This is a genomic window from Nitratireductor aestuarii (genome assembly GCF_014641695.1).
Lineage (GTDB): Bacteria > Pseudomonadota > Alphaproteobacteria > Rhizobiales > Rhizobiaceae > Chelativorans > Chelativorans aestuarii.
Map to the genome: position 1 here is coordinate 40,223 of NZ_BMIF01000017.1, position 15,149 is coordinate 55,371.

Consider the following 15,149-nt stretch of genomic DNA (forward strand, 5'->3'; position numbering starts at 1 on the left):
GCTTTCATTCGTCGCTCTCTGACTTGCCGCCTCTGGCAACCTTCGAGGCGCCCGCAATCTTTACTACAAGGTCCGCCAGCTCGCGAGGCCTATATGCTCTCGACCAGATACCACCAACAAGCTCTTCATTCCCCGCGGGCAGAATGGCCTGCGTGAAACCCAGCTTTTCCGATTCCTTCAACCGGCTTGAAGCGTGCGATACGGGCCTTATGGCTCCAGAGAGACTGATTTCGCCGAAATAGACGCAATCGTGCGGCAGGGCAAGACCAGTCAGGGAGGAGATCAGTGCTGCAGCAACCGCAAGATCGGCCGCCGGCTCGCTGATACGGTAACCCCCAGCGACGTTGAGATAGACGTCGTGCTGGGAAAAGCGAACGCCGCAATGGGCTTCCAGCACCGCCAATACCATGGAAAGACGCGAGGAATCCCAGCCGATGACTGCGCGCCGCGGCGTGCCGAGTGGCGAGGGGGCGACCAGTGCCTGGATTTCGACCAGAAGTGGCCGGGTGCCTTCCATCGCAGCAAACACGGCTGCACCGGGTGAGGCCGCACTTCGTTCGCCCATAAAAAGCTCGGAGGGGTTCGGAACTTCGCGCAGGCCCTTGTCGCCCATCTCGAAGACGCCGATCTCATCGGTCGGGCCGAAGCGGTTCTTGACGGTTCTGAGGATCCGGTAGTGATGGCCGCCTTCGCCTTCAAAATAAAGAACGCCATCAACCATGTGCTCAACGACGCGGGGACCGGCAATCTGGCCTTCCTTGGTGACGTGGCCGACGAGAACGATCGCCGCACCGGTGGACTTGGCGTAGCGGATCATCGCCTGAGCCGAGGCGCGCACCTGCGTCACCGTGCCGGGGGCGGAATCCGCAAGGTCCGTCCAGAGCGTCTGGATCGAGTCGAGGATGACAAGGTCCGGGCGCTTGCCGTCTTCGATCGTCGCAAGAATGTTTTCGACGTTGGTCTCTGCCGCAAGCTCGACGGGCTTATCGGCAACGCCGAGGCGCTGCGCGCGCAGGCGGATCTGCGCGACGGCCTCTTCGCCCGAAACATAGACGATACGGTAACCCTGCTCCGCCAGAGCTGCTGCAGCCTGGGTCAGCAGTGTGGACTTGCCGATACCGGGGTCACCGCCGACCAGAAGGGCGGAACCGCGAACGAATCCGCCGCCGGTCACCCGGTCGAGTTCCTCGATGCGGGTGCGAATGCGCGGTGCGTCCTCTATTTCCCCGGAGAGCGTGGTGAGCGTCACCGGGGTACCGGCGCGGGCCTTGCGCCCGGTTTGCGGGCCGCTTCCGATGCCGCTCGATGTGCCTTCCTCGATAAGCGTATTCCACTCACCGCAGCCGTCACACTTGCCAGCCCAGCGCGCGTGAACGGTGCCACAGTTCTGGCAGATAAATTGGGTGCGGGGCCGGGCCATCAGCGCTCGTTTCTCACATATTCCCGGTAGTACCGCTGGCCGAGAGACGTCAGCAGCTCATAGGAGATGGTCCCGCAGACTTCCGCAACCTCGTCGACAGGAATGTTCTTGCCGAAGAGTTCAGCCATGTCGCCGATTGACACGGCGTCTGGTCCCAGCTCGGTCACGTCAAAAAGCGTCAGGTCCATGGAAATGCGGCCGATCACGGGGACGCGCTGGCCATTGACGAAGGCATAAGCCTGCCTGCTTCCGGGCTTTGCGGCATGGGATGTAACCGCGCGATGATAGCCGTCGGCATAGCCGGTGGAGCCGACCGCGATGATTGAATCACGATGCACGGGCGTCGCTCCATAGCCAACGGTTTGGCCGGCAGGGACATGCTTGATCTGCGCAATGCGGGAAAGCGCGGTGACGACGGAACGCAATGGGCTGTTCATGCCAGCAATGGGCGTGCCGCCATAGAGTGCTATGCCCGGACGGACCACGTCGCAAAGATAGTCTCCGCCGAGGAACACACCGGCCGAGTTGGCGATGCTGGCTTCTGCCTCGGGAAAGAGTGCGCGCAGCTGATTGAACCGCTGCAACTGTTCGGCGCTCATTGGATGACCGGGAGCGTCCGCGCAGGCCAGATGCGTCATGACGATAAGCGGCGTCAGAGCCGACGTCAGCGCGTTCTCTTCGGCGAACTGGCGGACGTTGTCTGCGGTCAGACCAAGACGGTTGATGCCCGATTCCACGTGCAGCACGCAGGGGCGGGGAACGTCATTGTCCCAGCCATAGGCTTCCCACATGGAAACGTCAGACAAGGAATTCAGCACCGGGATCAGGCGATGGGCGCAGTACACCGCGGCCGCCTCGGCACCGAACAAGCCGTTGAACACATAGATTTCCGCGTCCGGCAGGACATGGCGCAGCGCAACCCCTTCAGCTGGGAGCGCCACGAAGAAGCGGCGGCAGCCTGCTTCCCACAGGGTGCGGGCCACAGGCTCGATGCCGAGCCCATAGGCGTCCGCCTTCACGACGCCCGCCACTTCGGCGGGCTCTGCCAGTTCCTTCAGCAGGCGGTAGTTGTAGGCCAACGCGTCGAGATCGATGACAAGATGCCCCCCGGCGATGAGCGGTCCAGGCTGACCTATGCTTGTTGTATTGACCACAACTATTCAAAGCGCTCCGGTAGATGGTGTTCTTCGGCGAGATCGTGAAAGCGCGTGAACTCGCCCTGGAAGCCAAGGCTGACAGTACCGGTAGGACCGTGACGCTGCTTGGCGATGATGACTTCGGCCTTTCCGCGCACCTCGTTCATCTCCGTTTCCCAGCGGAGGTATTCGTCGGTGCCCGGCTTCGGTTCCTTGTTCTTAAGGTAGTACTCTTCACGGTAGACGAAAAGCACCACGTCCGCGTCCTGCTCGATCGAACCCGATTCACGAAGGTCGGAGAGCTGCGGACGCTTGTCGTCGCGCGATTCCACCTGACGGGAGAGCTGTGACAGCGCGATGATCGGCGTGTTCAGCTCCTTCGCCAGTGCCTTCAGGCCCGTGGTGATTTCCGTGATCTCCTGCACGCGGTTCTGGCTCGACTTGGCGGACGAGCCCTGCATCAGCTGAATATAGTCGATGATGATAACGTCGAGGCCACGCTGGCGCTTGAGGCGGCGGGCGCGCGCCGCCAGCTGGGCGATCGAGATACCACCGGTCTGGTCGATATAGAGCGGCACCTTCTGCATCATCTGGGCGCAGGCAACCAGCTTTTCAAAGTCTGCCTCGGTGATCTCACCGCGACGGATCTTGGACGAGCCGATTTCCGTCTGCTCGGAGATAATACGCGTTGCCAGCTGTTCGGACGACATTTCGAGAGAGAAGAAGCCGACGACACCGCCGCGTGCTGCCTTGAACGAACCATCCGCCTGCTGGGCGGGCTCATAGGCGTGGGCGATGTTGTAGGCAATGTTCGTCGCAAGCGAGGTTTTACCCATACCCGGACGACCTGCCAGAACGATCAAGTCAGACGGCTGCAGGCCACCCATGCGCTTGTCCAGATCGCGCAGGCCAGTCGAGACACCCGAGAGGCCACCGTCGCGCATGAAGGCGGCATTCGCCATGTCCACGGCGATCTTGGTGGCGTCCGCGAAGCTTTCGAAACCGCCGTCGTAGCGGCCGGTTTCGGCCAGTTCGAACAGGCGGCGCTCAGCCGCTTCGATCTGTTCCGGTGGCGGCATGTCGACCGGCGCGTCGTAGGCCACGTTCACCATCTCCTCGCCGAGCGAGATCAGGGCGCGGCGGATGGCGAGGTCGTAGATGGCGCGGCCATAGTCGGACGCGTTGATGATCGTCACCGCTTCCGCGGCGAGACGAGCGAGATACTGGGCGACCGTCAGTTCGCCCACCTTCTCGTTTGCCGGCAGGAAGGTCTTGAGCGTGACCGGATTGGCCATCTTGCCCATGCGGATGAGGTCGCCCGCGACCTCGTAGATCTTCTTGTGAAGCGGCTCGTAGAAGTGAGTCGACTTCAGGAAGTCGGACACCCGGTAGAATGCATCATTGTTGACGAGGATCGCGCCGAGCAGGGCCTGTTCGGCCTCGATGTTGTGCGGCGCCTCGCGGTAGACCGGCGATTCCGCCACTTCCAGTTTTCGGACTGCGTCGACCATTACCTACCCGTGTTCAATTGCTGCGTGGCACGACGCGGCGGCGTTTCGTGCGATAGACATGGTTTCTTCCTATGCCGTCTGGCGCCATGAAGTAACCCGCCCGATGAGAACAGACGCGAGTTGCGCCCGTTATTCACCGTTATCCCAGGGCACCTTCAAGGCACCGACAGCGAATCAGCGTCTGACGGAATTGTAGTCCTATTCGGCGGCATCCGAAAACGCGGGGCGGGTGCCTGTGGTGAGCTGGCGCTCGGCTTCGAACATGTAATCTCGGGTAAGCGGCAGGGTTTCGCGCTGTTTCGAGAGCTGGATCTGGAAGTTGACCATTTCCTGCCAGCGGAACGAAGCCTCGGACCCTGCGAGGTAGAATTCCCACATGCGTGCGAAGCGTTCGTCGTAGATCTTCACCACCTGGTCGCGTTTGGCCATGAAGCGTTCACGCCAGGCCTTGAGGGTCTCGGCATAGTGGAGCCGCAGGATCTCGATGTCGGTGACGATCAGCCCGGACTTCTCGATCGCAGGCATTACCTCCGAAAGCGAGGGGATATAGCCGCCCGGGAAGATGTACTTGCGGATAAACGCGGCTGTCGGCGCCGGAACATAGCTCCGCCCGATCGTGTGCAGCAGCATCACGCCGTCGTCGCTCAAGAGTTCGGCACATTTCTCAAAAAAGGTCCGGTAGTGGTTGAGCCCCACATGCTCGAACATGCCGACGGAAACAATGCGGTCGAATGGTCCTTTGAGCGCACGGTAGTCGGCAAACTCGAATCGTGCGCGATTGTCGAGATGCTGGTCCGCTGCCCGCTGGTTGGACACCGTGAGCTGTTCCGTTGAAAGCGTGACGCCCAGCACATCGACATTAAAGTTTCTGGCCAGGAAAAGTCCCATGCCGCCCCAGCCGCTGCCGATATCGAGCACCTTCTGGCCGGGCTTAAGGTCGAGCTTGGCGGCGATATGCTGCTTCTTGGCGAGCTGGGCTTCCTCCAGTGTAGCGTCCGGTCTGGGGAAGTAGGCGCAGGAGTACTGCATGTCGTCGTCCAGGAACAACCGGTAGAGGTCGCCGGACAAGTCGTAGTGGTGATGGACGTTTTCGCGGGACTTGCCGGGCAGGTTGATCTGCTGCAGCCGTCGGAAGAGCTTTCGCGCTCCTTCGTTTACCCGCATCGTGATCGAGTGCGCCGCACTCAGACCCATGTTCTGGTAGGCGATGCGCAGGAACTCCAGAGGGTTACCCTCGATGAAGTCCAGTTCGCCATCCATATAGGCTTCAGGGAAACCAAGGCTGGGATCAAGCGCGATGGCGCGCTCCGCCTTTCTGGTATGTATAACGATGTGCACAGGCTCGCCCGTGCCATCTCCAAAACGCAAAATTCTTCCCCTTGCATCAGTAACAGTGAGAGATCCATTTCGGATCAGGCGTGATGCAAGGCTTTCCAGTAAGCTATTCATCTTACACCCCCACGGCTATGGGACAGTGCAAATATGGATCAGAAAGATAGCTATGAAAAGGGGGCGGTTATCTTCACGTTTTGCCGTCTAATTATTACGACATTTATTCTATAGTGACCTGTAAACAAAAAGGCCGGGCACAAGCCCGGCCAGAGATCGGCAAAAACCGAAATGGCGATTACTCTTCGCCTTCTTCCTCTTCCGCGTTCGGATCGAAGAATTCATCAGGATTTGCAGCTTCGTTGATGTCGTCGCCGTAGATGGCTTCGGCCGAATCAAGCGTCTCACCGCGAGCCTGACGCTCTGCTTCGTCAGCCGAACGAGCGATGTTCAGCGTGATGGTTGCGGTGACTTCAGCGTGCAGCGAAATCGTAACGTCGGTGATACCGATCAACTTGATCGGAGCCTTCAGTTCAACCTGGCTGCGGCCGATCTTGAAGCCTGCCTCGTCCAGAACATCGGCAATGTCGCGAGCCGATACCGAACCGTACAGCTGGCCGGTCTCGGCAGCGGAACGAACAACGATGAAGCTCTGGCCGTCGAGCTTCTCAGCAACGGCTTCAGCTTCCTGCTTGCGCTCCAGGTTGCGAGCTTCGAGCTCAACGCGCTGGGATTCGAACTTCTTGCGGTTTGCTTCATTGGCGCGGAGCGCCTTGCCCTGAGGCAGCAGGAAGTTGCGGGCAAAGCCGTCCTTGACCTTGACCACGTCGCCCATCTGACCGAGGCGTGCGATACGTTCGAGAAGAATGACGTCCATCTTCGTTTCCTTTCATGGCGGCAGTGCCGCATGTGCTTGGAGGCAGTCAGGAAACGGACCGCAAAGGCGGTTTGATATTTCGCTGTCCTGCCAAGGCAGTTAGGAGCAGGGCTCCAACCCGGGATTTGAGAAAGGCCTCGCCGTGCCCGTCACGGAAAGGGTAGGGCGCGGTTGCCCGCGCCCCGCAATATCACTTCACAACGTAGGGCAGCAGGCCCAGGAAGCGTGCGCGCTTGATGGCCTTGGCCAGCTCACGCTGCTTCTTCTGGCTTACAGCCGTGATACGGGAAGGAACGATCTTGCCACGCTCGGAGATGTAGCGCTGCAGGAGCTTGATGTCCTTGTAGTCGATCTTCGGCGCATTCGCACCCGAGAACGGGCAGGTCTTGCGACGACGATGGAACGGACGACGGGTCGGGATCTGGTTGATGTCTACCATTATTCAGCTCCCTGCTCTGCGCGACGGTCATCGCGATCACGACGCGGACGGTCTTCACGCGGACCACGGTCATCGCGGCGCGGGCCACGATCACCACGATCACCGCGATCGCCACGGTCATCACGGCGCTGCATCATTGCAGAAACGCCTTCTTCATGCTGCTCAACGCGAACCGTCATGAAACGCAGGACGTCTTCCGACAGACCCATCTGGCGTTCCATTTCCTTCACGGCTGCTGCCGGAGCGTCGATATCCATCAGCGTGAAGTAAGCCTTGCGGTTCTTCTTGACGCGGTAGGCGAGGGACTTCAGTCCCCAGTTCTCAACCCGACCAATCTTGCCGCCGTTCTCTTCGATAACGCCCTTGTACTGTTCAACGAGCGCATCGACCTGCTGCGACGACAGATCCTGCCGAGCAAGAAACACATGTTCGTATAGAGCCACTGTCTTGCCTTTCTTCAGTTTCGCATCTGCCAGGACGCGGCGCAGAGCCCCAACGACCAATCTTGCCGGACAGGTCCGGGGAAGAAAGGCGTATCGAGACGGTCGAGAGCGGAGACACGGGAGGCGGAAACCAGTTTGGCTTCAACACTCGCACGGACGTGCGAGGCCCTCCGTTCAGCCCCCAGCCGGGACCGGCAGATGGGGGGCTTATACATGGTTTCCGGCGGGATGCAAGGCGTTAAGGCCCTTGTAGCCCGTTTCTGCCTGCGTCAGGTTCGCAGCTTGTAGCCGGTCTTGAACATCCACCAGACGATGGACATGCAGGCAAGCAGGAACACGCCGATCATGATCAGGCTCACATGGACGCTCACGTCGGACTGGCCGAAGAAACTCCAGCGAAAGCCGCTGACGAGATAGAGTACCGGGTTGAACAGGGTCACCGTCTGCCAGGTCTCCGGCAGCATCTCGATCGAATAGAACGATCCGCCGAGGAAGACGAGCGGGGTCACGATCAGCATAGGGATCAGCTGCAGCTTCTCGAAGTTGTCGGCCCAGATGCCGATGATGAAGCCGAACAGGCTGAAGGTCACTGCCGTCAGAACGAGGAAGAAGACCATCAAAACCGGGTGTTCGATGTGGAGCGGCACGAAGAGATGCGCCGTCGCAAGGATGATCAGCCCAAGGATGATGGATTTGGTGGCAGCCGCCCCTGCATAGCCGATGACGATCTCGAGAAAGTTCACCGGTGCCGACAGCACCTCATAGATCGTGCCGACGAACTTCGGGAAATAGATGCCGAAGGACGCGTTGGAAATCGAGTTCTGCAGAAGCGTCAGCATGATCAGTCCGGGGACGATGAAGGATCCGTAGTGGATGCCTTCCACCGTCTCGATGCGGGCGCCAATGGCGGTACCGAACACGACGAAGTAGAGTGAGGTGGAGAGGACCGGCGACACGATGCTCTGAAGCAGTGTGCGGCGCATCCGGCTCATTTCGTAGACGTAGATTGCCTTGATCGCCTGCAGGTTCATCGGGCGCCCTCCACCAGGCTGACAAAGATATCTTCAAGCGAGCTCTGCTTGGTGCTGAGGTCCTTCACGGCAATGCCGGAGCGGTTCAGATCGGCAAGCAGAGAGCCGATGCCGGAACGGGCGGCCTGCGTGTCGTAGCTGTAGACGAGCGTTGCACCGCCATCGACAAGGCTCAGGTCGTACTGCGACAGCCCTTCGGGAAGGGTTTGCAGCGCCTGGTGCAGTTCCAGCGTCAGCTGCTTCTTGCCGAGCTTGCGCATCAGCTCGTTCTTTTCCTCGATCAGCACGAGCCTGCCCTTGTTGATCACTCCGACGCGGTCGGCGATCTCCTCGGCTTCTTCTATATAGTGTGTGGTGAGGATGATGGTGACGCCTGACTGGCGCAGCCGTCCGATGAGCTGCCACATGTCCTTGCGCAGCTCTACGTCGACGCCCGCGGTCGGCTCGTCGAGGAAGAGAATCTTCGGCTCATGGGAGAGAGCCTTGGCGATCATGACGCGGCGCTTCATGCCGCCGGAGAGCGTCATGATCTTGGCGTCCTTCTTGTCCCAAAGGGAAAGATCCTTGAGGAGCGATTCGACCAGGGCCGGGTTTGGCTTCTTGCCGAACAGGCCGCGGCTGAAGGTGACCGTGTTCCACACCGACTCGAAGGTCTCGACGTGGAGTTCCTGCGGCACCAGGCCGATGAGTGAACGGGTGGTCTTGTAGTCGGTCTGGATGTCGTGCCCCTGAACGAGCACATTGCCGCTCGTCGGCCTCACGAGGCCGCAGATGATGGAGATCAGCGTCGTCTTGCCGGCGCCGTTCGGCCCGAGCAGGGCCAGGATCTCGCCATCGTGAATGTCCAGGTCGACGCTATGAAGCGCCGTCAGGCCTGAGTCATAGGTCTTCGTTAGCTGCTGTACCGAAATTGCGTTCTGCATGGGAACCGGCGGCGTTGGAACTGCGGTTGGCTGGGCGGCTGGAGGGCAGAAGAATGTACAGGCGCCCTTCGAATGAGGTCATGATATAAGGAGCAAAAGTTCGATTATCTATGGGCCGGCGCAGCTTATCATCGAATGCTGACACTTCCTGACGGGTCCAAAAAGCTGAATTTCCTGCCGAATATCACGGTTTTGCCGCCTGTATCGTGGCAAAAGGCTTGACGGAGCCCAAGCATTGCGCCACCACCGCGCGAAATTTGTCACCTCATCTCCAGTTAAACGGAGCGCGGCATGAGCATAGCTTTTACATTTCCCGGGCAGGGCAGCCAGGCTGTCGGTATGGGTCGTGATCTCGCAGAGGCATTCCTGGAGACACGGGAGGTCTTTGAAGAGGTCGATGATGCGCTCGGGCAGAAGCTCTCAAAGATCATGTGGGAAGGCCCGGAGGATGAGCTGACGCTCACCGCCAATGCCCAGCCTGCACTGATGGCTGTTTCCATGGCCGTCATGCGCGTTATGGAGAAGGGCGGACTGAAGCTTTCCGACAAGGTAAGTTATGTCGCCGGCCATTCGCTCGGTGAATATTCCGCGCTCTGCGCCGCCGGCATGTTCAGCATCAGCGACACGGCGCGTCTTCTGCGCATCCGTGGCGATGCGATGCAGGCTGCGGTTCCGGTTGGCGAAGGTGCGATGTGCGCCATCATCGGCCTCGAAACCGCTGACGTGGAAGCCGCCTGCGAGGCTGCATCTTCCGCAGGCGCCTGCCAGATCGCCAATGACAATGGCGGCGGCCAGCTGGTCATCTCCGGCGCCAAGACTGCGGTTGAAGAGGCCGCCAGGCTCGCGACCGAAAAGGGTGCCAAGCGCGCCATCATGCTGCCGGTCTCCGCTCCCTTCCATTCCACGCTCATGGCTCCGGCCGCCGAGCGCATGAAGGAAGCGCTGGCAGAGGTTTCCAAGAAGGCGCCGGTCGTTCCGGTTGTCGCCAACGTGACGGTGAGCCCGCTCACCGATCCAGAAGAGATCGCCGCCAAGCTGGTCGAGCAGGTAACGGGCCGCGTGCGCTGGCGCGAGACGGTCGAGTGGTTCGGCGCCAATGGCATCGGCACCCTCTACGAGATCGGCTCCGGCAAGGTGCTTTCCGGTCTTGCCCGCCGCATCAACCGCGAAATCACGCCGGTTTCGGTCAATACGCCGGCAGATATCGATACGGCCATGAAGGCGCTGCTCTAACAGCGATTTTCCATTTTTTCAGTGATTGTGCTAACAGACGCCGCAGTTTGGCGGAATGTTCTGGCCAATCACTACTCATTGCATGAGAGGTACTTCCATGTTTGATCTCACGGGCCGCAAGGCGCTCGTTACCGGGGCCTCGGGAGGCCTTGGAGAAGCCATCGCACGGACGCTGCATGCACAGGGTGCTGTCGTCGGGCTCCACGGCACCCGCCGCGAGAAGCTCGAGGAGCTGGCGGCTGAACTCGGCGAGCGCACCAAGATCCTGCCTGCGGACATGTCCAACCGGGAGCAGGTGAAGGAACTCGCCAAGCAGGCAGAGGAAGCGCTGGAAGGTGTGGACATCCTCGTCAACAACGCCGGTATCACGCGTGACGGCCTGTTCGTGCGCATGAGCGACGATGACTGGGATGCCGTACTGGAGGTGAACCTCACCGCTGCGTTCCGCCTTACCCGCGAGTTGACCCATCCGATGATGCGCCGCCGCTATGGCCGCATCGTCAACATCACCTCCGTGGTGGGCGTTGCCGGCAACCCCGGCCAGGCCAACTATTGCGCTTCGAAGGCGGGCCTCATCGGCTTCACCAAGTCGCTCGCGCAGGAGATCGCCACTCGTAATGTTACGGTCAACTGCGTCGCTCCGGGTTTCATCGAATCGGCAATGACCGACAAGCTGAATGAGAAGCAGCGCGAATCGATCATGGCCGGAATTCCGATGAAGCGCATGGGCACCGGGGCTGACATTGCCACGTCGGTGCTCTATCTCGCATCGAATGAAGCCGGTTACGTGACGGGTCAGACCATCCACGTGAATGGTGGAATGCTGATGGTGTAAGCCTTTTGGGTGCTGGGAAAGCGCTGCTTTCCGCCCACATTGGCTGTGGAAGTACGCTGGGTGTCTTGGCTATAATATTGCGTCGTGGTATTGCCCTGACGCAAACGGGCCCAAGATAGCCCTTGTACGGAACAGCCGGTACGGAACGCAAAAGCCGAGTACCGGCTTTCTTTTAAGCTTGATTAGCTGCAAGCCTGCGGCTAACGAAGACTGGAAAATTCCTGAAGTTGAGGGTTCTCACATGAGCGATACTGCAGAACGCGTCAAGAAAATCGTTGTCGAACATCTTGGCGTCGATGCCGAAAAGGTCACCGAGCAGGCTAGCTTCATCGACGATCTTGGCGCCGACAGCCTCGACACGGTTGAGCTTGTCATGGCGTTCGAAGAAGAGTTCGGCGTCGAAATTCCTGATGATGCCGCCGAGACGATTCTTACCGTCGGCGACGCTGTGAAGTTCATCGAAAAGGCCCAGGCCTAATTTCGATCCAAGCTAGTGCAATCAGAAGACGAGACATTCCAGAGATGAGACGCGTCGTCGTCACAGGCATGGGTCTCCTCTCTCCGCTCGGCCTTGGGGCCGAGCTGAGCTGGAAGAGGCTGCTCGAAGGCAAGTCCGGGGCAAAGCGCATCGACCGTTTTGAGGTCGATGATCTGCCCTGCAAGATTGCGAGTCTTATCCCGAGCGAAGGTGAAGGTGCGTTCAATCCGGACGATTTCCTTGAGCCTCGCGAACAGCGGAAGATCTCGGACTTCATCACCTATGGAATAGCCGCAGCTGATCAGGCACTGGCTGATTCCGGATGGGAGCCCAAGACCGAAGAAGATCGTTGCGCCACCGGCGTGATGATCGGTTCGGGCATCGGCGGCATTCAGGGCATCGCAGAAGGTGCGCTGATACTGCAGGAAAAGGGTCCGCGGCGCATCAGCCCGTTCTTCATCCCGGGAAACATCATCAACCTCGTCTCCGGCCAGGTTTCGATCCGTCATGGATTGAAGGGGCCGAATCACGCGGTTGTCACAGCTTGCTCCACCGGTGCGCACGCTATTGGCGATGCAGCTCGGCTTATCATGTTCGGCGATGCCGACGTGATGCTGGCGGGCGGCGCTGAATCGCCGATCTCCCGGCTTTCGATTGCCGGTTTTTCCGCGTGCAAGGCGCTCACCACGAGCTACAACGACACGCCTGAAAAGGCTTCCCGACCCTATGACAAGGACCGCGACGGGTTCCTCATGGGCGAGGGCGCCGGCGTTGTCGTGCTCGAAGAGCTCGAACATGCAAAGGCGCGCGGCGCCAGGATCTATGCCGAGATCATCGGTTATGGCCTGTCCGGCGATGCCTATCACATTACCGCTCCGTCCGAGGACGGCGACGGCGCTTTCCGCTGCATGAGCGCAGCCGTCAAGCGCGCCGGCATCTCGGCTGCGGACATCGACTACATCAACGCCCATGGCACCTCGACCATGGCGGACACGATCGAGCTGAAGGCCGTAGAGCGTCTGCTTGGGGATGCAGCAGGCTCCGCCTCCATGTCCTCGACCAAGTCCTCCATCGGACACTTGCTTGGTGCTGCCGGTGCTGCCGAAGCGATCTTCTCGGTGCTCGCGATTTGCGACAACATTGCTCCGGCTACGATCAATCTGGACAACCCGGCGGTTGAGACCGAGATCGATCTCGTTCCCAACAAGCCGCGCCAGCGCAAGATCGATGTCGCCCTTTCCAATTCGTTCGGATTTGGCGGTACGAACGCTTCATTGCTCTTCCGACGCTACGAAGCCTGAGTATTGATTGATATTCAGGCTTTGACGCCGGAAAATTGTCGCTATTGTGCAGCATCCTAATATTTTTGAGTCTTGGGACGACGCCATAGGAGACTACCGAGCAGTATGCCTGGAGAACAGAACGATTATACGGCGCGCCCTCTAGCGGTGAGTTCGTCACGGGGCAGCCTTCGTCCTGCACAGGGAACACCGCCTCCTCCCAAGCGGTCGCGCCAGTCACGTAACCAGATCGTTACGTTTCTCAACTTCGTGCTGTCGTCTGTCGTCTTCATCATCCTGCTGGCAGTGGGTGTTCTGTACTTCGGACAGCGCGAATTCACGCGGCCAGGCCCGTCCACTACTACCGAAACCGTACTCATCAAGCCGAATACCGGGACGCGAGAGATCGCCAACCTGCTTCAGCGGGAGGGCGTCATCAGCGATGCCCGCGTGTTCCTTGTAGGCCTGCGCATCAACAATGCTGACAGCCGCCTCAAGGCCGGCGAGTACGAGATCAAGCCGGGCGCTTCCATGAAGGAGATCATGGAATTGCTCGAGGGCGGCAAGTCGGTCATGTATTCGCTGACAATTCCGGAAGGGCTGACGGTCAAGCAGATCTTCGACCGTATCGCCAGTACGGAAGAGCTGTCGGGCGATCTACCCGCTGAACTGCCGCCTGAGGGTTCTCTTGCCGCTGATACGCTGCGTTTCACCCGCGGCCTGTCACGCCAGGAAGTCGTCAACAAGCTTATTGCCGACCAGAAGAACCTTGTGAAATCCATCTGGGAACGCCGTGCACCGGATCTTCCGATCGAGACGATTGAAGAGTTCGTCACACTCGCCTCGATTGTTGAGAAGGAGACGGGTCGCGCCGATGAGCGTTCGCGTGTGGCCGGCGTCTTCATCAACCGACTGAAGAAGGGCATGCGTCTCCAATCGGATCCGACCGTCATTTATGGCCTGTTTGGCGGCGAAGGTAAGCCTGCCGATCGCCCGATCTACAAGAGCGATCTGGAGAAGGAAACGCCTTACAACACCTATGCCATAAAGGGTCTACCGCCGACGCCGATCGCCAATCCGGGCCGCGCGGCGCTCGAAGCCGTGGCAAACCCGTCCCGCACGGGTGAGCTCTATTTCGTCGCCAACGGGATCGACGGTGGCCATGCCTTCGCCAAGACGCTTGATGAGCACAACGAGAATGTAGCTCGCTGGCGCAAGATAGAGCGCGAACGCGCGAAACAGGCCGAGGCGGCCGCCCAGGACAAGGGCGATGCGGCCTCCGCACCCAAAAGCAACTAATGCCGCACAGGCATCGCAGAGGCGAGGCATGAACCTTCAAAGTATGACGGGTTTTGCCCGCGCCAGTCGTGAAGATGACGTAGCATCGGTGACCTGGGAGCTGCGTTCCGTGAATGGCAGGGGGCTTGAAGCCCGCCTGCGCCTGACGCCCGGATATGAACGTCTGGAACAGCCGGCGCGGGCCGTTCTACAAAAGCAGTTTTCGCGCGGTAACATTCAGGCGAGTCTGACCATCAATCGCAGCGATGCCGTGCGGCGACCGGTAATCGACGAGCAGCTGCTCACGGAACTGGCGGCAATCGCCAAGGACCTTCACGAAAAGCATGGGGCAGCACCTGCCACCGCCGATGGCCTGCTGGCGCTGCGCGGCGTTCTCGAAATGCCGGACCACGAGGAGGACGAGGAGACGCGCCAGAAGCTGGACGCGCTGATCCTTGTCACGCTCGATGAGGCAGCCGGGGCGCTCGCCACGGCACGCCGCGGGGAGGGCGCTGCCCTGCGCGACGTGCTTCTCGGCCACATCGATACGATCGAAGTGCTGACGAAGAAGGCCGAGCAGGATCCGGCCCGGGAGGCAGCCAACCTCCGGGCGCGGCTGGAGACACAGCTCAGGCCCTTGCTCGACATTTCCTCCATGGATGAGGCGCGTCTCTATCAGGAGGCCGCGATCCTTGCGACCAAGGCAGACATTCGGGAGGAGATCGACCGCCTGCTCACCCATGTGGCGAGCGCCCGTTCCCTGTTGAAGGGAGACGGTCCGGTCGGACGCAAGCTTGACTTCCTCGCTCAGGAGTTCAATCGGGAGGCTAATACGCTCTGCTCGAAATCCAATGCCGCCACGATCACGGCGGTTGGCCTGGAGCTCAAGGTCGCTGTCGACCAGTTCCGCGAGCAGATTCAAAATCTGGAGTAGAT

15 protein-coding genes are annotated in these 15,149 nt (G+C 60.0%); 6 read left to right on the plus strand and 9 right to left on the minus strand.

Annotated features, from left to right (window positions below; translation table 11 throughout):
- Positions 1-4 precede the first annotated feature (4 nt).
- From radA to IEX27_RS19245, 9 genes are all read right to left on the minus strand, one after another.
- Positions 5-1,420, minus strand: a complete 1,416-nt coding sequence (gene radA / locus IEX27_RS19205; RefSeq protein ID WP_188722720.1) for a DNA repair protein RadA — start codon at positions 1,418-1,420, stop codon at positions 5-7.
- Positions 1,420-2,574 (minus strand): alanine racemase, encoded by a 1,155-nt coding sequence (gene alr / locus IEX27_RS19210; protein ID WP_244630460.1) that lies wholly within the window; start codon positions 2,572-2,574, stop codon positions 1,420-1,422. Before alr ends, radA begins: the two co-directional genes overlap by 1 nt.
- Before the next feature lie 2 nt (positions 2,575-2,576).
- Positions 2,577-4,067, minus strand: a complete 1,491-nt coding sequence (locus IEX27_RS19215; RefSeq protein ID WP_188722721.1) for a replicative DNA helicase — start codon at positions 4,065-4,067, stop codon at positions 2,577-2,579.
- A gap of 198 nt (positions 4,068-4,265) precedes the next feature.
- Entirely contained in the window at positions 4,266-5,516 is a 1,251-nt protein-coding gene (locus tag IEX27_RS19220) for a cyclopropane fatty acid synthase (RefSeq protein ID WP_188722722.1), read from the minus strand.
- Positions 5,517-5,694: 178 nt separating this feature from the next.
- On the minus strand, positions 5,695-6,273 hold the full coding sequence (gene rplI, locus IEX27_RS19225; RefSeq protein ID WP_188722723.1) for a 50S ribosomal protein L9: 579 nt from the start codon (positions 6,271-6,273) through the stop codon (positions 5,695-5,697).
- Positions 6,274-6,463: 190 nt separating this feature from the next.
- A complete protein-coding gene (gene rpsR / locus IEX27_RS19230; protein ID WP_006466219.1) occupies positions 6,464-6,712 on the minus strand; it encodes a 30S ribosomal protein S18 in 249 nt (82 codons plus the stop codon).
- Positions 6,712-7,155, minus strand: coding sequence for a 30S ribosomal protein S6 (gene rpsF / locus IEX27_RS19235; protein ID WP_188722724.1), 444 nt, complete (start codon positions 7,153-7,155; stop codon positions 6,712-6,714). The genes rpsR and rpsF overlap by 1 nt, the downstream gene beginning before the upstream one ends.
- Before the next feature lie 269 nt (positions 7,156-7,424).
- Positions 7,425-8,186 (minus strand): ABC transporter permease, encoded by a 762-nt coding sequence (locus IEX27_RS19240; RefSeq protein WP_188722725.1) that lies wholly within the window; start codon positions 8,184-8,186, stop codon positions 7,425-7,427.
- Positions 8,183-9,109, minus strand: a complete 927-nt coding sequence (locus IEX27_RS19245; RefSeq protein ID WP_188722726.1) for an ABC transporter ATP-binding protein — start codon at positions 9,107-9,109, stop codon at positions 8,183-8,185. The genes IEX27_RS19240 and IEX27_RS19245 overlap by 4 nt, the downstream gene beginning before the upstream one ends.
- Before the next feature lie 291 nt (positions 9,110-9,400).
- Here IEX27_RS19245 and fabD point away from each other — a divergent pair, with 291 nt between their 5' ends.
- The 6 genes from fabD to IEX27_RS19275 all read left to right on the plus strand — a co-directional run bounded on the left by fabD (position 9,401) and on the right by IEX27_RS19275 (position 15,147).
- Positions 9,401-10,342, plus strand: coding sequence for an ACP S-malonyltransferase (fabD, locus tag IEX27_RS19250; protein WP_188722727.1), 942 nt, complete (start codon positions 9,401-9,403; stop codon positions 10,340-10,342).
- Positions 10,343-10,439: 97 nt separating this feature from the next.
- Positions 10,440-11,177: a 3-oxoacyl-[acyl-carrier-protein] reductase gene (gene fabG, locus IEX27_RS19255; protein WP_188722728.1), complete on the plus strand. Its 738-nt coding sequence runs from the start codon at positions 10,440-10,442 to the stop codon at positions 11,175-11,177.
- A gap of 241 nt (positions 11,178-11,418) precedes the next feature.
- Entirely contained in the window at positions 11,419-11,655 is a 237-nt protein-coding gene (locus tag IEX27_RS19260; protein WP_188722729.1) for an acyl carrier protein, read from the plus strand.
- A 44-nt stretch (positions 11,656-11,699) separates the two neighbouring features.
- Positions 11,700-12,956: a beta-ketoacyl-ACP synthase II gene (fabF, locus tag IEX27_RS19265; RefSeq protein ID WP_188722730.1), complete on the plus strand. Its 1,257-nt coding sequence runs from the start codon at positions 11,700-11,702 to the stop codon at positions 12,954-12,956.
- Positions 12,957-13,061: 105 nt separating this feature from the next.
- Entirely contained in the window at positions 13,062-14,234 is a 1,173-nt protein-coding gene (gene mltG / locus IEX27_RS19270) for an endolytic transglycosylase MltG (RefSeq protein ID WP_188722731.1), read from the plus strand.
- A gap of 28 nt (positions 14,235-14,262) precedes the next feature.
- The gene (locus IEX27_RS19275; RefSeq protein ID WP_188722732.1) at positions 14,263-15,147 is read left to right on the plus strand and encodes a YicC/YloC family endoribonuclease; all 885 of its coding nucleotides are present in this window, start codon (positions 14,263-14,265) and stop codon (positions 15,145-15,147) included.
- Positions 15,148-15,149 lie beyond the last annotated feature (2 nt).